The following is a 21,835-nucleotide window of genomic DNA, read 5'->3' on the forward strand; positions in this document are numbered from 1 at the left end:
GCTCCTTAAGCCTGAACCAGCGGGCCGGGGTTTTTCAGGTATTGCTCGCGGATGGCTTTCGCCGACCAGTAGGTCAACGCGGCGACCAGTCCTGTAGGGTTGTAACCCAGACCTTGTGGGAAAGCCGAAGCCCCCGGTACGAAGACGTTATGCACGTCCCAGCTCTGCAAGTAGCGGTTGAGGGCGCTGGTCTTCGGGTCGGTGCCCATGATCGCGCCACCGTTGAGGTGAGTGGTCTGGTACGACGCCGTGTTGAAGTGGTCGCCGACCTTCTTGCCGATCACCGCGATGGCTTTCGGTCCCATGGCTTCGGCGACCTTGCCCATTTTCTCGACCATGAAGCGGTTCATCTTGATGTCGTTTTCCTGCCAGTCGAAGGTCATCCGCAGCAGCGGCAAGCCGTAGGCATCGCGGTACACCGGGTCCAGATCGAGGTAGTTGCCTCTGTAGGACTGATGCGCGCCGTGGGCGTCCATCGACACCTGATGGGTGTAGTAATCGGCGGTGGCGCGTTTCCACGCACTGCCCCAGGCCGGGGTGCCCGGCGGGTTGGAGGTGCCGGCAATCGGTCTGCTGCCGGCCTGGTTGACCCACATCGGCGAGCCGCCGACGAAGCCGTGCGGGCCGTGATCGAAGTTGTCGGCGTTGAAATCGTCCAGCGCCACGCCGTTGCCACCGGCGCCGATGAAGTTGTTGGTGTGGGTGTCCTTGTCGAAGAACGCCTTGATCGTCGCCATGTTCTGGTAGGCGAAGTTACGCCCGACCACGCCTTCGCCGCTGATCGGGTCGTAGGGCTTGCCGATCCCGGAAAGCAGCATCAGCCGCACGTTGTGCAGCTGGAATGCGCCGAGAATCACCAGGTCCGCCGGCTGCTCGATCTCCCGGCCCTGGCCGTCGATGTAGGTCACGCCGGTCGCTTTGGTCTTGCTGCTGTCGAGGTTGACCCGCAGGACATGGGCATTGGGACGCAGTTCGAAGTTCGCCAGCGGTTTGAGCGCCGGCAGAATGTTCACGTTGGGCGAGGCCTTGGAATACATGTAGCAGACGTAGCCGCTGCAGAAACCGCAGAAGTTGCACGGCCCCATCTGCGCGCCGTAGGGATTGGTGTACGGTCCCGAAGTATTGGCCGACGGCAGGTTGTAGGGCTTGTAGCCGACCTCGGTAGCCGCTTTGCCGAACAGCTGTGCGGAAACCGTGTTTTTCTGTGCTTCCAGCGGGAACGGATTGGAACGATCCGGTGCATAGGGGTTGCCGCCCTTGCCCTCGCCGACCAATTGACCTTTCACGGTCCAGGCCTGGCCGGAGGTGCCAAAGACTTTTTCGGCGAAGTCGAAGAACGGCTCCAGTTCTTCATAGCTGACGCCGAAGTCCTGGATGGTCATGTCCTTGGGGATGAAGTGCTTGCCGTAGCGCTCTTCGTAGTGGCTGCGCATGCGCAACTCGATCGGGTCGACCCGAAAATGCACGCCCGACCAGTGCAGCCCGGCGCCGCCCACGCCATTGCCCGGCAGGAATGCACCCAACTGGCGGTTCGGCAGGGCGATGTCGTTGACGCTGTGGCGGATGGTGACGGTCTCTTTCGAGATGTCCTGAAAGAGCTTTTTCCGCACGCTGTAGGTGAGTTCGTCGATCACCTGTGGATAGTTGCCGTCAGGATAGGTGTCCTGCATCGGCCCGCGCTCCAGCGCCAGCACATTGAGGCCGGCCTCGGTCAGCTCTTTGGCCATGATCGCGCCTGTCCAGCCGAACCCGACGATCACCGCGTCGACCTTCTTCATTACCGTTGCCATGCTCACGCCCTCTCGCCGCGAATCGAAACTGCCGGGAAGGGGTATTGCTCGTTGCGTTCCACCCAATCCATGAAATCGGCGCGGGCGCCGGGGAAGCCGATCATGGTCCAGCCGACCATGCCTTTGTTGCCACCGTGGATCGGGTCGCAGAAGAACCCTTCCTTGGTGTTCTGCAGCAGCAGATTGAAGAAAATCTTCGCCGGAACGCTGTCGAACTGGGGTTTGCCGGCTTCGAGCTGTTTGAGCAAATCGTCTCGGGTAGCGCTGTCTTGCTCAGCAAATACTTTACCGTTGAGGGATTTTGCCCACTGATCCGTGGCGGCGATGCCGAGGCGATAAATCTCTTTGGGCACCAGTTTGCTCTGCCAGCCCATCTCGGGCGCCGCGTCGGCATTGAACGGGCCTTGCATGTACCACAGGGCGCCAGCGGCATACGGGGTATTCATCTGTCGGTCGATGTACTCCGGCACACCGGCCTCGAGAGCGCCGGGACCCTGGGCGTCGTTGGGAATCAGCTGCGCCACGGCGGCATTGATGAATGCCCATTCTTCAGCGGTGAACCAGGTCGGTTCATAGGTGCCTGCGCTGGCGTTGGCGCGCACGGGTTGCGGCGCCGGTGCGCTCTCGGGAGCGGCTTGCAGCACGCTGCTGCCCAGGCCGGTGCCGGCGAGGGTGACCACGGGAATCAGGGTCAGGGATTTGCGCAAAAAATCACGCCGCGGGTTGTCTCGATTTTCATCAGACATGGGGTGTACCTCATCAGGCATTGAGGGTTGTCAGCCGTTTTCTGTGGGCGGCTTTCGGGGTTCGTGGCTGCGACGTGGCGGGTGATGACCCGGAGAAAGGGGACACGTCTGCAACATGCTGTGACAAATGGTAGCAGGCTAAGCAATCGGATGAAGCGATTCAGCTGAAAAAAGCCTGATTTTTGCGATGAAAGATCACCACCGATTCACGTTTCTTTGACAAGCGGCTCACAGGGATTTGACTGCCTGGCGCGCAAGCTGCGGCCTTCACTGGCGAAATAACATACGGTCACCGCACAGCATGTCCTTGAAGCGTTTTTCCTCTGCAATCGGTTTTTCGCTGTTTTTCCTGTTCAGCTCGATACCCGCCCATGCCGCCGATGCTCCTGCTGTCCGGCCCGCAGAATGGGCGCAACCGGTCGAGGTGCAATACAACCTGTTCCAGATGTCGCCGACCCTCTACCGCAGCGCGCTGCCGGATAGCGGCGTGGTGCCGCTGCTGAACAATCTCAAGGTCGCCACGGTCATCAACTTCCTCCCGGAAGCGGATTCGCGGTGGCTGACGAGTCCCGGCATCAATCAGGTGCAGTTGCCGTACCGCACCAACCATGTTGACGACGCCGATGTGCTCAAGACTCTGCGGGCGATTCAGGCTGCCGAAGCCAACGGCCCGGTGTTGATGCATTGCAAACACGGTTCCGACCGTACCGGCCTGATGGCGGCGATGTACCGGATCGTTATCCAGGGCTGGAGCAAGGAAGACGCGTTGAATGAAATGACTCAGGGCGGTTTCGGCGAAAGTGGTCACTTCAAGGACAGCGTTCGCTACGTGATGCAGGCCGATGCCGACAAACTGCGCACCGCGCTGGCCAATGGCGATTGCAGCACCAGTGCTTTTGCCACCTGCTCGATGAAGAGCTGGTTCCAGACCGTCAACCTCAAGTAAACCGGGACCTTCCACGGCGTTGCACCGTGGAAGGTAACCTTGGTTCAGTCTTCGGACTTTTTCGCGAGCTTCGGATTCGGGAAGAACTGCACGGTCTGGACGGTCTTGTCCGGCGCCGGTTTGAGCGCACTGGTGTTGACCCGTGTGCCCAGTTCTTTGGGAACCGACAACCCCTGCGCATTGAGCGTGTCGGAATAACCGCAAGCCACGCATTCGCGGTGCGGCACGTCGTCTTCGCTCCACATCATCAACTTGTCCTGCTCGCTGCACGCCGGGCAGACCGCCCCGGCGATAAAGCGTTTCTTGGTCTTCACAGGTGCCTCACTCATGCTGCCGCGTCCTCACTCAGGCCGCTATGGCGCAAGAGTGCGTCAATCGACGGCTCACGGCCACGGAAGTCGACGAACAGCACCATCGGTGCCTGCGAACCACCGCGCGCCAGGATCGCTTCACGGAAGGCGCGGCCGGTGTCGGCGTTGAGCACGCCGTCTTCTTCGAACTTCGAGAAGGCATCGGCCGACAGCACTTCCGCCCACTTGTAGCTGTAGTAACCCGCCGCGTAACCGCCAGCGAAGATGTGCGCAAAACTGTTGGGGAAGCGGTTATAAGCCGGCGGACGCATCACCGAAACCTCGTTGCGCACGCCTTCGAGCACCTGCGCGACGCTGCGGCCGTCGCCGTGGGTGGCATGCAGTTCGAAGTCGAACAGCGAGAACTCAAGCTGACGCACCATCATCAGGCCGGACTGGAAGTTTTTCGCCGCGAGCATTTTTTCCAGCAGATCCTGGGGCAGTGGCTCGCCGCTTTCGTAGTGGCCGGAAATCAGCGCCAGACCTTCCGGCTCCCAGCACCAGTTTTCCATGAACTGGCTCGGCAGCTCGACCGCGTCCCACGCCACGCCGTTGATCCCGGACACACCGGCATGCTCGACGCGGGTCAACAGGTGATGCAGACCATGGCCGAATTCGTGGAACAGAGTGGTCACTTCATCGTGGGTCAGCAGCGCAGGCTTGCCGCTGACGGCCGGGGTGAAGTTGCACACCAGATTGGCCACCGGGCTTTGCAGCGCGCCGTCGGCGGTGCGGCGACGGTCGCGCGCGCCGTCCATCCAGGCGCCGCCGCGCTTGTTGGCGCGGGCGTAGAGGTCGAAGAAGAAGCGGCCGACGTGCTGGCCGTTTTCCTTGATTTCGAACAGACGTACATCCGGGTGCCAGGTGTCGAAGCCTTTCAGTTCGGCAATTTCGATGCCGTACAGACGCTGGACGATGGCGAACAGGCCGCTCAGCACCTTGTCGATCGGGAAATAGGCGCGCAGGGTTTCCTGGGCCACGCTGTAGCGCTGTTCACGGAGTTTTTCACCGTAGAAACCGCTGTCCCAGCTTTGCAGGTCGGCGCAGCCTTGTTCGGCGGCGTAGGCCTTGAGCTGTTGCAGGTCCTGGGCGGCGAACGGTTTGCTGCGCTTGGCGAGGTCACGCAGGAAGCTCAGTACCTGGTCGCTGGACTCGGCCATTTTGGTCGCCAGGCTCAGCTCGGAGAAACTGCTGAAGCCCAACAGTTTCGCCAGTTCCTGGCGCAGGTCGAGGATTTCGCCCATCACCGGGCCGTTGTCGTTCTGCCCGGCGTTCGGGCCTTGGTCCGAGGCGCGGGTGCAGTAGGCGGCGTAGACTTCTTCGCGCAGGGCACGGTCTTGCGCGTAGGTCATCACCGCGTAGTAGCTCGGGAATTCCAGGGTGATCAGCCAGCCGTCCAGCGCCTTGGCCTGCGCGGCGGCAGCCATTTGCGCCTTGGCCGAATCGGTCAGGCCCGCTAGGGCGGCTTCATCGGTGACGTGCTTGGTCCAGGCCTGGGTGGCGTCGAGCAGTTGGTTGGAGAAACGGCTGCCCAGCTCGGAAAGCTTGCTCTGTACTTCGGCGTAGCGCTTCTGCTCGATTTCCGGCAGATCGATACCCGACAGACGGAAATCGCGCAGGGCGTGTTCCAGAATGGTTTTCTGCGCCACGTCGAAGCCGGCGGCTTCCGGGCTGTTGGCCAGGGCTTCATAGGCCTGGAACAGTTCGCGGTTCTGGCCCATCTCGGTGGAGTAGGCGCTCAAGGCCGGCAGGCACGACTCGTAGGCCTCACGCAGTTCGGCGCTGTTGCACACGGCGTTGAGGTGGCTGACCGGACTCCAGGCGGCACCCAGGCGATCATTGAGTTCGTCCATTGCCAGGACCAGGCCGGCCCAGGTCGGGTTCTGACCTTGAGTCTTGAGGATCCCGGCGATGGCGGCGCGGTTGTCGGCCAGGATGGTTTCGATGGCCGGCAGGACGTGTTCGGCACGGATCGTGGAGAACGGCGGCAGGTCGTAGGACTGCAAAAGAGGGTTGTTCACGCTCACGGTTGGCACCTTGGCTGGGAGAAACATGCGGCCATCTTAATTACAATCGGCAGCAACCGCAGCTATCGGCGACAGAGAGAGAAATTATCGTGTCCCTTCGCAAGTACCAGAATCACATGCCACGCTTGAGCAAAGGCGCTTTTGTCGACGGCTCGGCGGTGGTGATCGGCGACGTCGAAATCGGTGAAGACAGCTCCGTCTGGCCGCTGACGGTGATCCGTGGCGACATGCACCGCATCCGCATCGGCGCGCGCACCAGCGTCCAGGACGGCTGCGTGTTGCACATCACCCACGCCGGCCCTTTCAACCCGGACGGTTTCCCGTTGCTGATCGGTGACGATGTGACCATCGCCCACAAGGTCATGCTGCATGGCTGCACCGTCGGCAGTCGCGTGCTGATCGGCATGGGCAGCATCGTCATGGACGGCGCGGTGGTCGAGGACGATGTGATCATCGGCGCCGGCAGCCTGGTGCCCCCGGGCAAGCGTTTGCAAAGCGGTTTTCTGTACGTCGGCAGCCCGGTGAAGCAGATCCGGCCACTGTCCGACAAGGAAAGCGCCTTTTTCACCTACAGCGCGGCGAACTACGTGAAGCTCAAGAACCTGCATCTGGCCGAAGGCTACGACACCCTCTGAACCGACTTTGGAATTCCCATGCATTACCAGACTGTACTGTTCGACCTCGATGGCACCCTGACCGACCCGCGTGAGGGCATCACCCGCTCCATCCAGTTCGCCTTGGGCAAGCTCGGCATCGATGAGCCGGATCTGAGCAAACTGGAACACTTCATCGGCCCGCCGCTGTTGCAGGCGTTCATGCAGTTCTACGGATTCGACGAAGCCAAGGCCTGGGAGGCGGTGAATTTCTATCGCGAGCGCTTCAAAGTCACCGGTCTGTACGAAAACCGTGTGTTCGATGGCGTCACGCCGTTGCTGGAAACCCTCGGCGGCCAGGGGCGGCAGCTCTACATTGCGACATCCAAGCCGTGGGTGTTCGCCCGGGAAATCGCCCGGCACTTCGACTTCGCCCGGCACTTCAAGGTGATTTACGGCAGCGAGCTGGACGGCACCCGCACCAACAAGGTCGAGTTGATTGCCCATCTGGTGGCCGAGGAAGGGCTGGATCCGGCCGACACCCTGATGATCGGCGACCGCAAGCATGACCTGATCGGTGCGCGCAGCAACGGGCTGGATGCGGCGGCGGTGGGGTATGGGTTTGGCAGTCACGAAGAGCTGAGCGCCGAGGCCCCGGCTTATCACTTCGAGACGCTGGACGAGTTGCACCAGGCGTTTTTGCGGCGTTGAGGGAGTCGCCTTCGCGGGCGAGCCCGTGCCAATAAAGGTTATGAGCCTGCCAGGGCTTGCAGCGCCACCTTGCGCTCCCTGGCTGGCAATCCCCCTAGCTTCTCGACCTGTGCATAAAAGCGCTGCCAATCGCCGCCGGCCTGCCGGAACAGCTCGGCGAACGCTGGCACCCACTGGTCATACAGCCCGAACGGCAACAACCGGGCATTGTTCAGTGGCGCATTGACCCAGGCGTCATAACGTTTGTCCCCGGCCCACTGGCTATCGCGCAGGGTCCGGTAATCCCGGCGAAACCGTTCGAACTCAGCGGCCTTGCGCGTGCGCATCTGCTCGGCGGGCAAGGGTTGCGCGTAGAGTTTTTCCAGACGGGTCCGGGTATCGAGCACCAACTGAATGAATTGATCGCGTCGTTGCAACTGCGCGTCGTGATCGGCCGGCAGTCCGCGAAATGCCCGCCACTGGCGAGTGCCTTCCTGCTCGACGAACGTGGCGAAGGACTCGTTGAACTCGGTGTCGTCCTGCACATAAAAACGCTGATGCGCCAGCTCATGAAAGATCAGCGTCGCCAGCCGCTCGTCGCCCCAGCCCATCATCGAGTTGAGAATCGGATCGTTGAACCAGCCCAGGGTCGAATAGGCTTCCACACTGCCAATCGATACGTCCATGCCTTGCAGGCGCTGGATCGCCGCCTCGCCCCGGGCCGCGCTCTGGCTGTAGTAGCCGCGATAGGCCACGCACCCGGCAATCGGGAAACAATGGTTTTGCGGGGTCAGGGAAAACTCCGGGGTGGCGAACACATTCCACACCACATAGGGCCGGCCGATGTCGGCGTACAGGCGATAACTCTGGTTGTCCGGCAGGTGCAGGTGCTCGCTGGCGAAGGCCCGGGCTTTCTGCGACTGGACCAGGTGCGCGCGCAGGGTCGGGTCGCGACTCGGGTCGGCGATGACCTCACTCACCGGCTCCCGCGCCCGCAGCAATTGCATCTGCCCCGAGGCCAGTTGGCTGTAGTAGCCAAGGCTGGAGCAACCGTTGAGTAACAAAAACAACGCACCCGGAAACAAAACCCGCAAAACGCGATCAAGTAACCCAAGGCTTGGAAACGGCCTGATCACAATAAGAACATCCCTGGAAAGTCTGCCCGCAAGACTATCCCGCCCATTGGAGCTTCGCTATGCGCATGTTGATGCTGACTGGAGGCCTGCTGACGCTGGCCGGTTGTGCCGGATTCGGAATGCCCAACCCTGATCCTTCCCAGGCCTGGATCGATCTGGATGCCCGACAGCAGGACACGGCGCTGCAAGCGTTGCAGGTCGATGCCAAGGCTGCCGTCGACAAACGTTATTTCGAAGTGCAGCCCGGCAGCCATGAACTGAAGGTGCGCTACCAGTTTCCGGTGGAGGCGACCAACATCGGCCCCGATGCCCAGACGCTGTGGCGCGACTGTCAGTTGAGCCTGAAATTCAAGGACTTCAACGCCGGCCAGCGTTATCAATTGCAGGCCGGGAATATCGGTTTCCGGCCCTGGGCCAAACTCTATGACCAGCAGCGCAAAGTGGTCGGCCAAGGCACGCCGGCGGGCTGTCAGGGCACATGATCGGCGTTATGCTGGATGTCCGGAACAAGGGATATCCAATCATGCGCAAGTTGATGCTGTTGCTCGCAGTCGGCGCTATCGCCGGTTGCCAGACGCCATTGCCACCGGTCAATCCGCAAATGGCCTGGGTCGAATTCGCCACGCCGACCCCGGGCGGCAAACTGCTCATGGCCGATCGTCTGGACAACCAGCGGTTGAGCGACGGGCGCTATTTCCAGGTGACGCCGGGCAGCCATGAGCTGCGCGTGCGGTTCGATTTCGAAGTGTTCGGTGGTGGCGGCAGCCTGATGACCGGGCCGATGGAACGCCTCTGCTACCTCACCATCCGCTACGACCATTTCGAGGCCGGGAAGCGCTACAGGCTGGAAGGGCGCTCGCTGGCGTTTACCCCGAGTGCCCGGCTGTACAACGACAGGCAGGAAATCGTCGCCGAAGACCGTGAGTCCTACTGCATCATCTGAGGCCTCTCAACGGTCGTTCTTCTGGTAAATGATCTTCTTCGTGCCGTTTTCGCACGAACCGACGACCATGTTCTGATCGTGGACTTCATCGTTGGTGACGATCTCCAGCGTGTAGGACGTGACCCCGCGCGCCTGGATCTTGGCTTCGATCTCGGCCTTGAGTTCTTCACAGGGTTTCGGTGCCGCCACGGCGCCAGTCGCGAGGGCAAGGCCGAGAACCGCCAAAGCAAAACGTTTCATGGTTGAAGCTCCCTGGAGCAGCGCGCACGAAGATGCGCGAAGGCTGCTGTCATTACATTCGACCAGCGTTTTGCCTGGCGGGTTCTGACCTGGCTCAAGGCGATCAGCCGACCAACGAGGCGTCCAGGCTGATCTTCGCATTCAGCACCTTGGAAACCGGGCAACCTTCCTTGGCCTTGTTGCTCAGTTCTTCAAACTGCGCCTGGGTCGCGCCCGGGATTTTCGCCTTGAGGATCAGCTTCACCGCCGTGATCGCGAAGCCGCCCTCCACTTGGTCGAGGGTGACTTCGGCCTGGGTGTCGATGCTGTCGGCCTTGAGCCCGGCGTCGCCGAGAATCATCGAAAACGCCATGGAGAAACAGCCGGCGTGCGCGGCGCCGATCAGTTCTTCCGGGTTGGTGCCCTTGCCGCCTTCGAAGCGGGCCTTGAAGCCGTAGGGGGCTTCCCGCAGGACACCGGTTTCGGTGGAAATCGAGCCGATGCCGGTTTTCAGGTCACCTTCCCAATGCGCGGATGCTTTCTTCACGATAGCCATGTGTACCTCCTCATCATCAGGCGCGGAATGCCGCGCCATCGCGGTTTTGTCTGCAAGGTTTCTGAGGATAGACGGCGGAACAAAGTTCAGCCCATGTGAATCGTTGACAAATTTAGTAGGAAATTTCGCATCGGCTATTGAAACTCGGGTATATGCCCATATTGCTCTGGACACGCTTATGAATTCGGCAGGTTCGCGTTCGCGAGAACAAACCTGCGTCCTCACCCGGAGAAGCAGGGTTATGAAGCAACTGTCCGATGTAAAATTTTCCACGCTCGATCTGGTGCCCGTGCGCGAGAACGGCAGCCCGGCCCAATCGCTGCGCAATTCGCTGGACCTGGCCCGGCATGCCGAAAAACTGGGCTACACCCGGTTCTGGGTCGCCGAACACCACAACATGGACGGTATCGCCAGCTCCGCGACCTCGGTGCTGCTGGGGTATCTGGCCGGCGGCACCTCGACCATCCGCGTCGGTTCCGGCGGCGTGATGCTGCCCAACCATGCGCCGCTGGTGATCGCCGAGCAGTTCGGCACCCTGGAAAGTCTCTATCCGGGCCGGATCGATCTGGGCCTTGGGCGTGCGCCGGGCTCCGATCAGATGACCGCCCGCGCCCTGCGTCGCGAGCGCTCCGGCAGTGCCGATGATTTCCCGGAAGATGTCGCCGAACTGGTGCGCTTCCTCGGCCCGCGCACTCCGGATCAGCGGGTGATCGCGATGCCGGGCACCGGCACCAATGTGCCGATCTGGCTGCTCGGTTCCAGCCTGTTCAGCGCGCAACTGGCCGGGGAGCGCGGTTTGCCCTACGCGTTCGCCTCGCATTTCGCACCGCGTTTCATGCACGAGGCGATTCGCGTCTACCGCAATCATTTCAAGCCGTCGGCGGTGCTCGACAAGCCGTATGTGATGCTCGGTGTGCCGCTGGTGGCGGCCGACACCGATGAACAGGCCGATTACCTGGTAACCTCGGTCTATCAGCGAATTCTTGCGCTGATGCGTGGGCAAAGTCTGGTGCAGCGTCCACCGGTGAAAACCATGGACGGCTTGTGGCTGCCTCACGAGCGCGAGGCCGTGGGCGATTTCCTTGGCCTGGCGATGGTTGGCAGCCCGCAGAAGATCCGCGCGAAACTGGAAGTGCTGATCGAGCAGACCCAGGCCGATGAGCTGATCTTCACTTGCGATTTGTATGAGCATGCGGACCGGCTGCATTCCTACGCGTTGCTGGCGCAGGTGATGAAGGGCTGAAAACTCGGGGACTGAGCGTGGGGATTGGGCTCCCTCCGCCTCCCGCCTCAATCACGCCACGATCCCCCAGCCGAGCGCCCATAAAAAAGCCGACGCATCCGCGTCGGCTTTTGCATTCCAGGTGCACTCAACCGCGCTTGTAGACGATTTCCCTGGCGCCGCCTTCACACTTGCCGACGACCTTGCCGTCCGCCGTCGCACCTTTGTCGACAATCTCCAGCGAATAACCGGAAACGCCCTTGGCATCGAGCTTGGCCGCAATCTCGGCCTTCAGCTCTTCACAAGGCTTGCCGGCAGCAAACGCACCACCCGCAAGGCTCAACAAACCTACCGCCAACATGAACTTCTTCATCGGTCGCACTCCCTGGTCGGATCAAAAGAGGCGGGCACCGGGCGATCTGCTCGATGCGCTCACCTGTAGCGCTTTGCCATTCCTATGGCACTCGGCCAGCGCGCAAGTTCAGAAGCGTAGATCAAACTCAGCTACTGGCAATCTTGAAACCCACTTTCAGGGTCACCTGGAAGTGAGCGGCCTTGCCGTCCCTGATGTGGCCGCGAGTATCGACCACTTCAAACCACTCCAGATGCTTGATGCTCTTGTTGGCCTCGGCCAACGCGTTGTTGATGGCTTCTTCGATGCTGGTAGTGGACGAACCGACCAGCTCGATCTTCTTGTACGTGTGGTGATCACTCATGACGTTCTCCTTGAAGTGTGAATACAGCCTAGCAGTGAATTTCCAGTGTTGATTTCGGTGACCTGCGCGAGGCGAAGTTCAGATTTTCTGCACTTTCTCAAACCCGCGAAGTCCCAACCAACACACGCCACTCATCACCAATGCAGGAGAGTTACCATGGCCAACACCTCTTTACGCAAAGCCTCATTGCAAAGCATGGAAGCGGAGATCGAGAGTCTGCTCAAGTCGTTGGAAAGTCTGAAGGACGATGCTTCGGACGAGTCGCGCAAGACCCTCAAGGCGCTGAAAAGCAACGCCGAAAGCGCGTTGAAACATTCGCGTCACCTGCTCAGCGATGCCTATGAAGAAGTCAAAGTGAAAACCCGCGAGACCGGCATCGCTACCCGCGACTACGCGCAGGAACATCCGTGGACGACCGCCGGCGTGGCCGTCGGCGCGTTGGGTCTGCTGGCCGCTTACTTGCTGTTCAAGCGCGGCGAGTGATCCGCCTGGCGCAACTCATCCCTGAGCCATTGCGCCAATTGCCGGGCGCGCCCGTCTGCGGCGCGCTTGGGTAGCCACAACGCCAGTTGCGCCGGGGTTTCACAGAAACCCCATGGCGCGACCAGGCGACCGGCCTTCAAGTCTTCGGCCACCAGCGGCTGCGGGGCAATGGCCACGCCGAGGCCGGCGACCGCCGCCTCCAGCAAATAATACAAATGCTCGAAACTCTGCCCGAACTTCAATGCCTTGGCGTCGAGGCCGCTTTGCTGCGCCCAGCTCGGCCAGGCCTGCGGGCGCGAGGTGGTGTGCAGCAAGGGTTCATGGAGCAACGCTTCGGCGGGCGCGTCTTGCAGCCGCTGATAGCCGCTGAACAGCGGGCTGAGTACCGGGCCGATGCGTTCGCTGGCCAGTTCGTAGACTTGCATGTCGGCCGGCCATGGCGGCTCGGCGAACAGCAGCAGCGCATCCAGTCCCGGACGCCGTGGATCGAGATCGCCTTCGCCGGCCGACAGGTGCAGACGCAAGTCCGGCAGATCCGCATTCAGTCGCCCCAGCCTTGGAATGAACCAGCGTGCCAGCAGGCTGCCGGAACAGCCGAGTACGAACGGCGCATCGGCGTGGCTCTGGGTCAGTTCGGCGCAGACGCTGCGCAACCGGTCGAACGCCTCGCCGCTGGCGTCTCGCAGGCGGATGCCGGCATCTGTGAGTTTCAAGCCGCGCCCATCCTTGACGAACAGACTCACGCCAAGGTGTTCCTCAAGCACCTTGAGCTGACGACTGACGGCTCCGTGGGTTACGTGTAATTGCTCGGCGGCCTGACTGACGCTGTTCAGCCGGGCGGTGGCCTCGAAGGCACGCAATGCGTTCAGCGGGGGAAGGTCGTGGCTCATGGGATCTGTGAGTTTTCCTGACGGGTTGCGGCGATCTTATCGGTTTTCAGCATAGAAGGTCAGGGGTAGAGTGGACGCCATTGTCCTTTCTCGCGGTCTACTCAGCGAATCCACCTGGAGCCACCCATGACCCAGACTTCGAACACTTCCAACCTGCGCAACGGCCCGGACGATAACGGCCTGTTCGGCGCGTTCGGTGGCCGTTACGTCGCCGAAACCCTGATGCCGCTGATCCTTGATCTGGCCCGTGAATACGAAGCGGCGAAGGAAGATCCTGCGTTCAAGGAAGAATTGGCCTACTTCCAGCGTGATTACGTCGGACGTCCAAGTCCGCTGTACTTCGCCGAGCGCCTGACCGAGTTCTGCGGTGGCGCCAAGATCTACCTCAAGCGCGAAGAGCTGAACCACACAGGCGCGCACAAGATCAACAACTGCATCGGCCAGATCCTGCTGGCGCGGCGCATGGGCAAGAAACGCATCATCGCCGAAACCGGCGCCGGCATGCACGGCGTGGCGACCGCCACCGTGGCCGCGCGTTTCGGCCTGGATTGCGTGATCTACATGGGCACCACCGACATCGAGCGCCAGCAGGCCAACGTGTTCCGCATGAAGCTGCTGGGCGCTGAAGTGATCCCGGTGGTCGCTGGCACCGGCACCCTGAAGGATGCGATGAACGAAGCGTTGCGTGACTGGGTGACCAACGTCGACAGCACTTTCTACCTGATCGGTACTGTGGCCGGCCCGCACCCTTACCCGGCGATGGTGCGCGACTTCCAGGCCGTGATCGGCAAGGAAACCCGTGACCAGTTGCAGGCTCAGGAAGGCCGCCTGCCGGACAGCCTCGTGGCGTGCATCGGCGGTGGCTCCAACGCCATGGGCCTGTTCCACCCGTTCCTCGACGACGAGGGCGTTGAAATCATCGGCGTCGAAGCGGCCGGTTATGGCATCGAAACCGGCAAGCACGCGGCCAGCCTCAACGGCGGCGTACCGGGTGTGCTGCACGGCAACCGTACTTTCCTGCTGCAGGACGACGACGGCCAGATCATCGACGCTCACTCGATTTCCGCCGGCCTCGACTACCCGGGCATCGGCCCGGAGCATGCCTGGTTGCATGACATCGGCCGCGTCCAGTACACCTCGGTGACCGACGACGAAGCCCTCGCCGCGTTCCACCAGTGCTGCCGCCTCGAAGGGATCATCCCGGCGCTGGAAAGCGCCCATGCCCTGGCCGAAGTGTTCAAGCGCGCACCGAAACTGCCGAAGGATCACCTGATGGTGGTCAACCTGTCCGGCCGTGGCGACAAAGACATGCAGACCGTCATGCATCACATGGAACAATCGAAGCAGGAGAAACACTGATGAGCCGCCTGCAAACCCGTTTTGCCGCCCTCAAGCAAGAAAACCGCGCCGCGCTGGTGACTTTCATCACCGCCGGTGACCCGGATTACGACACCTCGCTGGCGATCCTCAAGGGGCTGCCTGCCGCCGGTGCCGACGTGATCGAACTGGGCATGCCGTTCACCGACCCGATGGCCGATGGCCCGGCAATCCAGTTGGCGAACATTCGTGCCCTGGGGGCCAAACAGAACCTGGCGAAAACCCTGCAAATGGTTCGCGAGTTCCGCAAGGACAACAGCGACACGCCGCTGGTGCTGATGGGCTACTTCAACCCGATTCACAAGTTTGGCGTCGAGCGGTTCATCGCCGAAGCCAAAGAGGCGGGCGTCGACGGTCTGATCGTGGTCGACATGCCGCCGGAACACAACGCCGAGCTGTGCGACCCGGCGCAGACGGCCGGTCTGGACTTCATTCGCCTGACCACGCCGACCACTGATGACGCACGTCTGCCGAAGGTGCTCAACGGCAGCTCCGGTTTTGTTTACTACGTGTCGGTTGCCGGGGTGACCGGTGCCGGTGCGGCCACCCTGGAGCATGTCGAGGAAGCCGTGGCGCGCCTGCGTCGTCACACCGATCTGCCGATCAGCATCGGTTTCGGCATCCGTACCCCGGAGCAAGCCGCCGCCATCGCGCGTCTGGCCGAGGGTGTGGTGGTGGGTTCGGCGCTGATCGACCACATCGCCAATGCCGCCACGCCGGCCCAGGCCATCGACGGCGTGCTGGGCCTGTGTTCGGCGCTGTCCGAGGGCGTGCGTAAGGCCCGCGTCAGCTGAAGGTAAAGTTCCTGATACAGAGGAATTAGCGCCTCGCGGCACAGACTAAATCAGCAAGATCGAGGGATTCAGGACTCTGTCCTGAATCCCTTTTTGCTGTCAGTGCAGTGAGGAAAGACCCGATGAAAATGCCGAAACGTCTGATTGCCAGTCTGGGCGTGCTGATGATCAGCGCGACACCGCTGCTGGCCAGCGCCGATCCGCGCGACGATCACGACCACGGCGGCCCGCAACAGGGCCACTACGACAATCGTGGCGGTGACCATCATGATTGGCAGAGCAACCACCGTGGCGGCCCGCCGCCGCGTGATTTCGGCCCGGTTCGCCAGGTGATTCGCGACAACCATGGCTACTTCGTTCGCGGCGCGCCGCCGCCTCCGGGCATTCATCTGGAACGTGGTCGGCCGTTGCCGCACGGCTATTACGGAGAGCGTCTGGATAATCGCGCACTGGGGCGCTTGCCGGTGTATCCCGGCTATGAATGGCGCCGTGCGGGGGGCGATATCGTGCTGATCGCGGTGGGCACCGGGATCGTCTATGAAATCCTGGACGGCGTGTTGTATTGATCGACAGGCAATAAAAAAGATCGCAGCCTTGCTTGTACAAGGCTGCGATCTTTTGTTTTACGGCAGTTCCAGGCCGCCGGCCGCCTTGTGCAGTTTGCGCAGATGCTCGCCGATCAGCTTCACGTTGGCCTCGTTGGCGGCAATCTCGGCAGCGCGTTTCGGTTCCAGCAATGCCCGCACTTCCTTGTCCAGGTCGCCGCTCAACACCAGCAACTTCTGCTGACGCAACGCGCTTTCGGCTTCCAGGCGCTTGAATTCACTCGGTTGCGGCAAGCCGTAGCCACGGCTGTCGAGCAGCTCCGCCGGACGGCTGAGGAAGCCACTGTTGGCGAGGATCTGTTGCAAGGTCGCATTGGCCTTGTCCATGCCACCGTTTTCCAGCTCACGGGCGCCGAGATAGCGCTGCTTGACCTCATCCTGAGCCAGCAACAACTGGCGACGGAAACTCGCCTGCTCCAACAGCAGCAACGCAGCGCTGGTGCGCAGGTCCGCGCGCTCGAACCACGGTCGACGCTCGTCGGCGGACAGCGAGAGCCAGTCCTCGACGCTGATCTGCTTGATCGGCAGTTGCTTTTTCAACACATCGAACATCGCCTGATAGCGATCGCGGAACGAGTCGAAGCGATAGCCCAGGCGCAGGGCTTCTTTCGGGTCATCCAGCACACTGGTATCGGCCAGACCCCGACCCTTGAGCACTTCCAGCAGACCGTTGGGCATGATGCTGTCCAGGCCCGTGAGCTGCGCGTTGTTGCTGCCGCTGCGCAGCAGTTTCAGGCTTTCCACCGCGCAGTTGTTGGACAGGAAGAAGTAATTGCCGTCGTAGCTCCAGTGCATTTCGGCGGCGTGCTCGACCGTTTCCTCGATTTCCTTGCGCGACAGGTTCAGTGGCACCGAAGCAAGGCTGCGCAGTTCGGTCTTGGTGTATTCGTCGATCACCTGTGCCAGTGGCAGTACGAACAGCCGCGATGGGTACTTGCCGACCAGACCGTCCCAGCTCGACAGCTGCACGTCACCGACGAACGCGCGGTAAGACAGCACCAGATGCTGGTCGAGATCGAGGCGGCAGTCCGGCCCGCGTGGCCGGCCCGGGGCGCAGATCACCAGACGCAGCATGCTGTGGCCCCAGCGGCTGACCCAGTTCTGATTGGCTTCGGCCAGCAGGTAATCGACAGCGTAGACGCGCTCCGGGTCGACCTGGCCCAGCGGCTGTTTGGCGAAGTCGTTGCCCGCATTGAGGAAGGAGAATGATTGGCTGCAGGTGTCCTTGGCCGGCGGCGCCCAGCCGAAGTGCTCCTTGTAATAGCGGTACAGCGCCGGGCGACGGCAGGCATAGCTCGGGTCGAGGAGGAAATATTCCATGTTGACCGCGACAAACTCTTTCGGCGCGGAAACTTCATACAAATCCGGGCTGCGGGCGATCTGCCGGTTGTGCTGCTCGCGCTCGCCACGGCGACCGACGTATTGCTGCCAGCCCGCGAGGTCGAGCAGGCGTGGGTCATCGCTGAGGGTAAAGCGCCGCCCGTTCTGGCCGCGACATTCATCGGGAATGCCGATCAGCCCGGCGCTGTTGAAACGCCGGGTGCAGCGCTGGATCAGCGTACGTTCGGCGGCGGGCCATAAACGTGCGCGGTCGTAAATGTGGGTAATTTCGTGCAGGACCGTGGCCAACAGTTCGCGGCGTACGGTGCCGTGGGGGCGATTGGTTTTTTCTTTCGCCGCACTGCCATCGGTGAGACCGGCGAGCAGTTTGCGATTCAGATCGAGTTCGTCGACCAGCGTCGCCTGGCCGTAGGCGTTGCCGGGCATGTCATCGGTCCAGCCGACATCGATGCGTCGGTCCAGACGTGCGATGAAGCTCGGCGGCAACGCCTGCATGGCTTCATCGAGCAGCGCCTGGCTGGCCTGTTGTTGGGCGGGGCTCAGGCCGTCGGTCTTGAGCCGCAGTTGCAGGTCGGCGTGGGCACTGTTGCCAAGCAGCAACAACGCCCCGGCCAGCAGCCAGGCGTTGAGTGACTTCACAGTGCGAGGATGGCTTCGGCGAGTACCTGATCACTGGCGTCGCGGGCTTCCGGCACGCGGGTGCGCAAGGTGTTGAGGGCGGCTTCCAGGTGCGCGCCACGGATATCGCCATTGCTGGCGACGAAGCTGGCGGCATCGTCGTGGGCTTCGCGGATGATTTTCGAATCGCGGATCGACGTCGTGGTATCGGACGTGAAATCGATGGTGCGCTGGGAGGCACGAACGATGATGTTACTGGTGGCTACCAGGGTGTGCGCCTGGGCCATATCGGCCAACAACAGCAGGCCAAGGGCGGCAGCAATCAGCGGGCTACGCATGGAACGACTCCGGAGGGGACAGGGATAACTATTGGACGAGAATTGCCTCAGCCAGTTCAAGGTCGCTTACATGAAGTTTTGGCCGGGATTTGCGCAGGTAATGCAGCGCGGATTCCAGCCGGGCGCCTCGTAACTGGCCGTCACTGGCAACGAATACCGCCGCATCGTCGTGGGCGGCGAGCAGCATTTTACGGTCGAAAGGCGCAGAAGACACCAGGCTGGTGGCGTATCCGCTGACGACGGTGTTTTGCGTCGACACATCGAAGGCATCGACCGATGTCGTCCAGCAGGCAGTCACGGCAACGGAAGGAATGAGCAGTTTGGCAAGAAAGCGCATGAGACTCGGCGGCTGTTGGTGAGTCCCAAGGCTAGCGTAACCCCCGGGCCAGAGCCAGCGCCGAAACATCGGGACATGACTGGCATGTCCCGCAAGTACCGCTGTCGCTTAGATCGTCAGAATGGCCTGGGCCAGCTGTGCGTCGGTCGCGTTCAGTTGCGGTGCCTGATGGCGGATGTGATCGAGGGCGCTTTCCAGTTTCACGCCACGGATTTCGCCTTCGCTGGCCACGAAGCTGGCGGCGTCGTCACGGGCGGCGAGCACGATCTTGTCGTCACGGAAGGACGAGGTGACGTCGGAGGTGGCATCGGAAGAGGATTTCAGGGCACCGACAACGGCGTCGGTGGTCACGATGAAGCTGGTGGCGCTGGCGTTGGCAGCCACGGCCAGCAGGGCGGCAGCGCTGAGCAGGCGAAGAGGGGACATGGTGTAACTCCTGTAGATAAAACCGTATTGAGAGGTGGCACGGTGTCTGGGAGTCAGACGCCAGTCGCACAGCATTCGCCACGTTCTGCGTGGATATTAGGCCGACGCGCGGTGTTCGCACAGTGGGCAGAATGCTAGCGCCAGAAGGGTTTGGTCATTTCATTGAGCCGATCGGCGTGGCTGAGACCCAGGTCGGCCAGATCCCGCGCATTGAGTTGCGCCAGCAGGCGCCGCGTTCTGGCGCGCTCCAGACCTTGCCAGAGGCCCTGAAACAGACGCCACAGAGGCTTTTGGCGAGCAGCGGACGGGATAACAATCGCTGACACATCCTGTAAGTCATTCATGACGTTTTCCTTTTACCGGGAGAGGCGAAAAGTCATGTTGAGCCGGATGCAAGGGCAGGGGCAGATACACAGAGTCAAAATTGTACTGATTCAGTTGTAGTTTATTTAAAACTGTACCTGTCTTTGGCTCGGGCGGCTGTATCGGGAGTTTTTCGGGCCAGAAACGACAAGACCCGTCGCGGTTTCCCGCGACGGGTCTTGTTTGTTCAATTCGGGTTGCTGGCGGTGGGTCTAGCGACCAGAGCCAGCGACGCTACTTAGCGCCAGAACGGCTTGCTCAGCTCTTCATAGCGTTGTGCTTCGCTGATACCGGCGTCAGCCAGCAGACGCGAATCCAGGCGAGCCAGTTGGTGGCGGCTGGAGATGCGGCGCTGCCACAGCATCAGGTTGGCGAGAACGCGCAGAGGCATGGAAGCCTGGGATTTAACAGCTTTGTCTTCGAAGAACAGTTCGGAACTGAGTGTACGTTCCATGGTTGACATCCTTCCGCTTGTGGCGGGATTAGGTAGTGGTTTAACTGGTACCCATGATCCTCTCGTTTGCCCAGTCTCTGTAGATACAGTTCATATGTATTGTGAGTGACCAGTTAACTGTTTATAGACGGTGTATGGGTCAAAATCGCGCAAACTGTACCTGTCTGCCCATTAATGGTGCGTTTTTGCTCGGATTGATCATGCAAGTAGGAAAAAGCGGTAGGAAATCACCGGTACAGCAGTACAGTTTTTGATGGAAATGGTCTTTGCAATAAATCCGCTGACGAAAACTGTGTTTGCATCAGCGGCTCTTCTGTGTGGATTACACCGCCAGCATGCGTCCGGTTTCTTCCAGATTCATGTGCCAGCTCAACGCATCACGCAGAATGTGTGGCGTGTGACCGCCGATTGCGCAGGCTGCGGTGAAGTAATCGTTCAGCGCCTGGCGGTAATCCGGGTGTACGCAGTTGTCGATGATTGCCCGGGCGCGCTCACGGGGCGCCAGGCCACGCAGGTCGGCCAGGCCGACTTCGGTCACCAGGATGTCGACGTCGTGCTCGGTATGGTCGACATGGCTGACCATCGGCACCACGCTGGAGATCGCGCCGCCCTTGGCGATCGATTTGGTGACGAACACGGCCAGGTGCGCATTGCGCGCGAAGTCGCCGGAGCCGCCAATGCCGTTCATCATCCGCGTGCCACAGACGTGGGTGGAGTTGACGTTGCCATAGATGTCGAACTCAAGCGCGGTGTTGATGCCGATGATGCCCAGGCGCCGCACGACTTCCGGATGGTTGGAAATTTCCTGCGGGCGCAGCACCAGTTTGTCCTTATAGCGCTCGAGATTGCCGAACACGTCGCTGTTGCGCCGCTCGGACAGGGTGATCGAGCTGCCCGAAGCGAAACTGAGCTTGCCGGCATCGATCAGGTCGAAGGTCGAGTCCTGCAGCACTTCGGAGTACATGCTCAGGTCTTCGAACGGCGAGTCGATCAGGCCGCACATCACTGCATTGGCGATGCTGCCGATTCCGGCCTGCAATGGGCCAAGCTTGTTGGTCATGCGCCCGGCGTCCACTTCCTGTTTGAAGAAAGTGATCAGGTGGTCGGCGATGGCCTTGGTGTCGGCGTCCGGTGGCAGCACGGTGGACGGCGAATCCGGCTGCTGGGTGATGACGATGCCGACGATCTTCTCCGGTGGAATCGGAATGGCGGTGCTGCCGATGCGGTCGTCGACCTTTACCAGAGGGATCGGCGTGCGCGTCGGGCGATAGGTCGGGATATAGATGTCATGCAGGCCTTCGAGGTTGGCGTTGTGCGCCAGGTTGATCTCGACGATCACCTGTTTGGCGAAAATCGCGAAGCTCGCCGAGTTGCCCACCGACGTGGTCGGCACGATATGCCCTTGCTCGGTGATGGCAACGGCTTCGATCACGGCAATGTCCGGCAGCTTGAGTTGCTGGTTGCGCAGTTGCTCGACAGTCTCCGACAGGTGCTGGTCGATGAACATCACCTCGCCGGCATTGATTGCCTTGCGCAAGGTGCTGTCGACCTGGAACGGCATGCGTCGCGACAGGACGCCGGCCTCGGTCAGTTGCTTGTCGAGATCGTTGCCGAGGCTGGCGCCGGTCATCAGGCTGATCTTCAGCGGCGTGACCTTGGCCCGTTCGGCCAGAGCATGGGGCACGGCCTTGGCTTCGCCGGCGCGGGTGAAGCCGCTCATGCCGACGGTCATGCCGTCCTCGATCAGAGCGGCGGCCTCGGCGGCGGTCATCACTTTATCCAACAACGCAGGCAGGCGAATACGGTCACGGTACATGGATTTTTATCTCGGGCAGCGAGTAGCAGGATGCGCAGTCTAGTGAATTTCGCGGGCGC

General features: G+C 61.3%; 27 protein-coding genes. 10 read left to right on the forward strand and 17 right to left on the reverse strand.

What is annotated here, in order from left to right; all coding sequences use genetic code 11:
* Positions 1-5: 5 nt before the first annotated feature.
* Both N8H74_RS03490 and N8H74_RS03495 read right to left on the reverse strand, forming a co-directional pair.
* Positions 6-1,790, reverse strand: a complete 1,785-nt coding sequence (locus N8H74_RS03490) for a GMC family oxidoreductase (protein ID WP_217828974.1) — start codon at positions 1,788-1,790, stop codon at positions 6-8.
* Positions 1,791-1,792: 2 nt separating this feature from the next.
* Entirely contained in the window at positions 1,793-2,536 is a 744-nt protein-coding gene (locus N8H74_RS03495; protein ID WP_262146211.1) for a gluconate 2-dehydrogenase subunit 3 family protein, read from the reverse strand.
* A 301-nt stretch (positions 2,537-2,837) separates the two neighbouring features.
* Between N8H74_RS03495 and N8H74_RS03500 the strand changes: the two genes are divergently transcribed.
* Positions 2,838-3,482 carry a dual specificity protein phosphatase family protein gene (locus N8H74_RS03500; RefSeq protein WP_262146212.1) on the forward strand — a complete coding sequence of 215 codons (645 nt, stop codon included), beginning with the start codon at positions 2,838-2,840 and terminating at the stop codon, positions 3,480-3,482.
* A gap of 44 nt (positions 3,483-3,526) precedes the next feature.
* Here the strand turns inward: N8H74_RS03500 and N8H74_RS03505 are convergent, their stop codons facing one another.
* Together N8H74_RS03505 and prlC are read right to left on the reverse strand one after the other, a co-directional pair.
* A complete protein-coding gene (locus N8H74_RS03505; RefSeq protein ID WP_262146214.1) occupies positions 3,527-3,811 on the reverse strand; it encodes a YheV family putative zinc ribbon protein in 285 nt (94 codons plus the stop codon).
* Positions 3,808-5,859: an oligopeptidase A gene (gene prlC / locus N8H74_RS03510; protein WP_262146216.1), complete on the reverse strand. Its 2,052-nt coding sequence runs from the start codon at positions 5,857-5,859 to the stop codon at positions 3,808-3,810. The genes N8H74_RS03505 and prlC overlap by 4 nt, the downstream gene beginning before the upstream one ends.
* An 89-nt stretch (positions 5,860-5,948) precedes the next feature.
* Here prlC and N8H74_RS03515 point away from each other — a divergent pair, with 89 nt between their 5' ends.
* A complete protein-coding gene (locus N8H74_RS03515) occupies positions 5,949-6,494 on the forward strand; it encodes a gamma carbonic anhydrase family protein (RefSeq protein ID WP_262146217.1) in 546 nt (181 codons plus the stop codon).
* A gap of 18 nt (positions 6,495-6,512) precedes the next feature.
* Positions 6,513-7,163, forward strand: coding sequence for an HAD family hydrolase (locus tag N8H74_RS03520; protein ID WP_262146218.1), 651 nt, complete (start codon positions 6,513-6,515; stop codon positions 7,161-7,163).
* Positions 7,164-7,201: 38 nt separating this feature from the next.
* Here N8H74_RS03520 and N8H74_RS03525 read toward each other — a convergent pair whose 3' ends face one another.
* Complete coding sequence (locus N8H74_RS03525; RefSeq protein ID WP_262146219.1) at positions 7,202-8,278, reverse strand: aminopeptidase; 1,077 nt, start codon at positions 8,276-8,278, stop codon at positions 7,202-7,204.
* A gap of 59 nt (positions 8,279-8,337) precedes the next feature.
* On the opposite strand from N8H74_RS03525, the gene N8H74_RS03530 reads away from it, so the two are divergent.
* Both N8H74_RS03530 and N8H74_RS03535 read left to right on the forward strand, forming a co-directional pair.
* The gene (locus tag N8H74_RS03530; protein WP_217828966.1) at positions 8,338-8,760 is read left to right on the forward strand and encodes a hypothetical protein; all 423 of its coding nucleotides are present in this window, start codon (positions 8,338-8,340) and stop codon (positions 8,758-8,760) included.
* Positions 8,761-8,801: 41 nt separating this feature from the next.
* Positions 8,802-9,221, forward strand: coding sequence for a hypothetical protein (locus N8H74_RS03535; RefSeq protein ID WP_217828965.1), 420 nt, complete (start codon positions 8,802-8,804; stop codon positions 9,219-9,221).
* 6 nt (positions 9,222-9,227) lie between these two features.
* Here the strand turns inward: N8H74_RS03535 and N8H74_RS03540 are convergent, their stop codons facing one another.
* Positions 9,228-9,461: a DUF1161 domain-containing protein gene (locus tag N8H74_RS03540; protein ID WP_217828964.1), complete on the reverse strand. Its 234-nt coding sequence runs from the start codon at positions 9,459-9,461 to the stop codon at positions 9,228-9,230.
* 103 nt (positions 9,462-9,564) lie between these two features.
* Entirely contained in the window at positions 9,565-9,996 is a 432-nt protein-coding gene (locus N8H74_RS03545) for an OsmC family protein (RefSeq protein ID WP_217828963.1), read from the reverse strand.
* Positions 9,997-10,237: 241 nt separating this feature from the next.
* Here N8H74_RS03545 and N8H74_RS03550 point away from each other — a divergent pair, with 241 nt between their 5' ends.
* Positions 10,238-11,239, forward strand: coding sequence for an LLM class flavin-dependent oxidoreductase (locus tag N8H74_RS03550; RefSeq protein ID WP_262146222.1), 1,002 nt, complete (start codon positions 10,238-10,240; stop codon positions 11,237-11,239).
* A 127-nt stretch (positions 11,240-11,366) separates the two neighbouring features.
* On the opposite strand, the gene N8H74_RS03555 is transcribed toward N8H74_RS03550, so the two are convergent.
* Positions 11,367-11,591 (reverse strand): DUF1161 domain-containing protein, encoded by a 225-nt coding sequence (locus N8H74_RS03555; protein ID WP_262146223.1) that lies wholly within the window; start codon positions 11,589-11,591, stop codon positions 11,367-11,369.
* A 127-nt stretch (positions 11,592-11,718) separates the two neighbouring features.
* The gene (locus tag N8H74_RS03560; RefSeq protein WP_217828960.1) at positions 11,719-11,934 is read right to left on the reverse strand and encodes a dodecin; all 216 of its coding nucleotides are present in this window, start codon (positions 11,932-11,934) and stop codon (positions 11,719-11,721) included.
* 156 nt (positions 11,935-12,090) lie between these two features.
* Here N8H74_RS03560 and N8H74_RS03565 point away from each other — a divergent pair, with 156 nt between their 5' ends.
* Complete coding sequence (locus tag N8H74_RS03565; protein ID WP_095190284.1) at positions 12,091-12,417, forward strand: DUF883 family protein; 327 nt, start codon at positions 12,091-12,093, stop codon at positions 12,415-12,417.
* Here the strand turns inward: N8H74_RS03565 and N8H74_RS03570 are convergent.
* Positions 12,390-13,307, reverse strand: a complete 918-nt coding sequence (locus N8H74_RS03570) for a LysR family transcriptional regulator (RefSeq protein ID WP_262146225.1) — start codon at positions 13,305-13,307, stop codon at positions 12,390-12,392. The two genes, N8H74_RS03565 and N8H74_RS03570, sit on opposite strands and share 28 nt — an antisense overlap.
* Before the next feature lie 126 nt (positions 13,308-13,433).
* Between N8H74_RS03570 and trpB the strand changes: the two genes are divergently transcribed.
* The 3 genes from trpB (at position 13,434) to N8H74_RS03585 (ending at position 16,044) form a co-directional block, all read left to right on the forward strand.
* Positions 13,434-14,666: a tryptophan synthase subunit beta gene (trpB, locus tag N8H74_RS03575; RefSeq protein WP_262146226.1), complete on the forward strand. Its 1,233-nt coding sequence runs from the start codon at positions 13,434-13,436 to the stop codon at positions 14,664-14,666.
* On the forward strand, positions 14,666-15,478 hold the full coding sequence (gene trpA / locus N8H74_RS03580; protein ID WP_262146227.1) for a tryptophan synthase subunit alpha: 813 nt from the start codon (positions 14,666-14,668) through the stop codon (positions 15,476-15,478). The genes trpB and trpA overlap by 1 nt, the downstream gene beginning before the upstream one ends.
* A gap of 122 nt (positions 15,479-15,600) precedes the next feature.
* A complete protein-coding gene (locus N8H74_RS03585) occupies positions 15,601-16,044 on the forward strand; it encodes an anti-virulence regulator CigR family protein (RefSeq protein ID WP_217828956.1) in 444 nt (147 codons plus the stop codon).
* Between the two features lie 57 nt (positions 16,045-16,101).
* Here the strand turns inward: N8H74_RS03585 and N8H74_RS03590 are convergent, their stop codons facing one another.
* The 7 genes from N8H74_RS03590 to N8H74_RS03620 all read right to left on the reverse strand — a co-directional run bounded on the left by N8H74_RS03590 (position 16,102) and on the right by N8H74_RS03620 (position 21,776).
* The gene (locus N8H74_RS03590; protein ID WP_262146228.1) at positions 16,102-18,063 is read right to left on the reverse strand and encodes a DUF4105 domain-containing protein; all 1,962 of its coding nucleotides are present in this window, start codon (positions 18,061-18,063) and stop codon (positions 16,102-16,104) included.
* Entirely contained in the window at positions 18,060-18,380 is a 321-nt protein-coding gene (locus tag N8H74_RS03595; RefSeq protein ID WP_065260625.1) for a DUF2388 domain-containing protein, read from the reverse strand. Before N8H74_RS03595 ends, N8H74_RS03590 begins: the two co-directional genes overlap by 4 nt.
* Positions 18,381-18,408: 28 nt before the next feature.
* Entirely contained in the window at positions 18,409-18,717 is a 309-nt protein-coding gene (locus tag N8H74_RS03600; protein ID WP_217828954.1) for a DUF2388 domain-containing protein, read from the reverse strand.
* 108 nt (positions 18,718-18,825) lie between these two features.
* Entirely contained in the window at positions 18,826-19,143 is a 318-nt protein-coding gene (locus tag N8H74_RS03605) for a DUF2388 domain-containing protein (RefSeq protein ID WP_217828953.1), read from the reverse strand.
* A gap of 134 nt (positions 19,144-19,277) precedes the next feature.
* Positions 19,278-19,487 carry a DUF1127 domain-containing protein gene (locus N8H74_RS03610; protein ID WP_262146229.1) on the reverse strand — a complete coding sequence of 70 codons (210 nt, stop codon included), beginning with the start codon at positions 19,485-19,487 and terminating at the stop codon, positions 19,278-19,280.
* A 257-nt stretch (positions 19,488-19,744) separates the two neighbouring features.
* Positions 19,745-19,960: a DUF1127 domain-containing protein gene (locus N8H74_RS03615; protein ID WP_085579493.1), complete on the reverse strand. Its 216-nt coding sequence runs from the start codon at positions 19,958-19,960 to the stop codon at positions 19,745-19,747.
* 322 nt (positions 19,961-20,282) lie between these two features.
* Positions 20,283-21,776, reverse strand: a complete 1,494-nt coding sequence (locus N8H74_RS03620; protein WP_262146231.1) for an acetyl-CoA hydrolase/transferase family protein — start codon at positions 21,774-21,776, stop codon at positions 20,283-20,285.
* Positions 21,777-21,835 lie beyond the last annotated feature (59 nt).

Origin of the sequence: Pseudomonas sp. B2M1-30 (genome assembly GCF_025447575.1) — a bacterium.
Lineage (GTDB): Bacteria > Pseudomonadota > Gammaproteobacteria > Pseudomonadales > Pseudomonadaceae > Aquipseudomonas > Aquipseudomonas botevensis.

Coding starts and splice junctions, on each gene's coding strand:
- N8H74_RS03490 (WP_217828974.1), bottom strand. CDS start 1,790: ATGGCAACGGTAATGAAGAAGGTCGACGCGGTGATCGTCGGGTTCGGC.
- N8H74_RS03495 (WP_262146211.1), bottom strand. CDS start 2,536: ATGTCTGATGAAAATCGAGACAACCCGCGGCGTGATTTTTTGCGCAAA.
- N8H74_RS03500 (WP_262146212.1), top strand. CDS start 2,838: ATGTCCTTGAAGCGTTTTTCCTCTGCAATCGGTTTTTCGCTGTTTTTC.
- N8H74_RS03505 (WP_262146214.1), bottom strand. CDS start 3,811: ATGAGTGAGGCACCTGTGAAGACCAAGAAACGCTTTATCGCCGGGGCG.
- N8H74_RS03520 (WP_262146218.1), top strand. CDS start 6,513: ATGCATTACCAGACTGTACTGTTCGACCTCGATGGCACCCTGACCGAC.
- N8H74_RS03530 (WP_217828966.1), top strand. CDS start 8,338: ATGCGCATGTTGATGCTGACTGGAGGCCTGCTGACGCTGGCCGGTTGT.
- N8H74_RS03535 (WP_217828965.1), top strand. CDS start 8,802: ATGCGCAAGTTGATGCTGTTGCTCGCAGTCGGCGCTATCGCCGGTTGC.
- N8H74_RS03540 (WP_217828964.1), bottom strand. CDS start 9,461: ATGAAACGTTTTGCTTTGGCGGTTCTCGGCCTTGCCCTCGCGACTGGC.
- N8H74_RS03545 (WP_217828963.1), bottom strand. CDS start 9,996: ATGGCTATCGTGAAGAAAGCATCCGCGCATTGGGAAGGTGACCTGAAA.
- N8H74_RS03550 (WP_262146222.1), top strand. CDS start 10,238: ATGAAGCAACTGTCCGATGTAAAATTTTCCACGCTCGATCTGGTGCCC.
- N8H74_RS03555 (WP_262146223.1), bottom strand. CDS start 11,591: ATGAAGAAGTTCATGTTGGCGGTAGGTTTGTTGAGCCTTGCGGGTGGT.
- N8H74_RS03560 (WP_217828960.1), bottom strand. CDS start 11,934: ATGAGTGATCACCACACGTACAAGAAGATCGAGCTGGTCGGTTCGTCC.
- N8H74_RS03565 (WP_095190284.1), top strand. CDS start 12,091: ATGGCCAACACCTCTTTACGCAAAGCCTCATTGCAAAGCATGGAAGCG.
- N8H74_RS03570 (WP_262146225.1), bottom strand. CDS start 13,307: ATGAGCCACGACCTTCCCCCGCTGAACGCATTGCGTGCCTTCGAGGCC.
- trpB (WP_262146226.1), top strand. CDS start 13,434: ATGACCCAGACTTCGAACACTTCCAACCTGCGCAACGGCCCGGACGAT.
- trpA (WP_262146227.1), top strand. CDS start 14,666: ATGAGCCGCCTGCAAACCCGTTTTGCCGCCCTCAAGCAAGAAAACCGC.
- N8H74_RS03585 (WP_217828956.1), top strand. CDS start 15,601: ATGAAAATGCCGAAACGTCTGATTGCCAGTCTGGGCGTGCTGATGATC.
- N8H74_RS03595 (WP_065260625.1), bottom strand. CDS start 18,380: ATGCGTAGCCCGCTGATTGCTGCCGCCCTTGGCCTGCTGTTGTTGGCC.
- N8H74_RS03600 (WP_217828954.1), bottom strand. CDS start 18,717: ATGCGCTTTCTTGCCAAACTGCTCATTCCTTCCGTTGCCGTGACTGCC.
- N8H74_RS03605 (WP_217828953.1), bottom strand. CDS start 19,143: ATGTCCCCTCTTCGCCTGCTCAGCGCTGCCGCCCTGCTGGCCGTGGCT.
- N8H74_RS03610 (WP_262146229.1), bottom strand. CDS start 19,487: ATGAATGACTTACAGGATGTGTCAGCGATTGTTATCCCGTCCGCTGCT.
- N8H74_RS03615 (WP_085579493.1), bottom strand. CDS start 19,960: ATGGAACGTACACTCAGTTCCGAACTGTTCTTCGAAGACAAAGCTGTT.
- N8H74_RS03620 (WP_262146231.1), bottom strand. CDS start 21,776: ATGTACCGTGACCGTATTCGCCTGCCTGCGTTGTTGGATAAAGTGATG.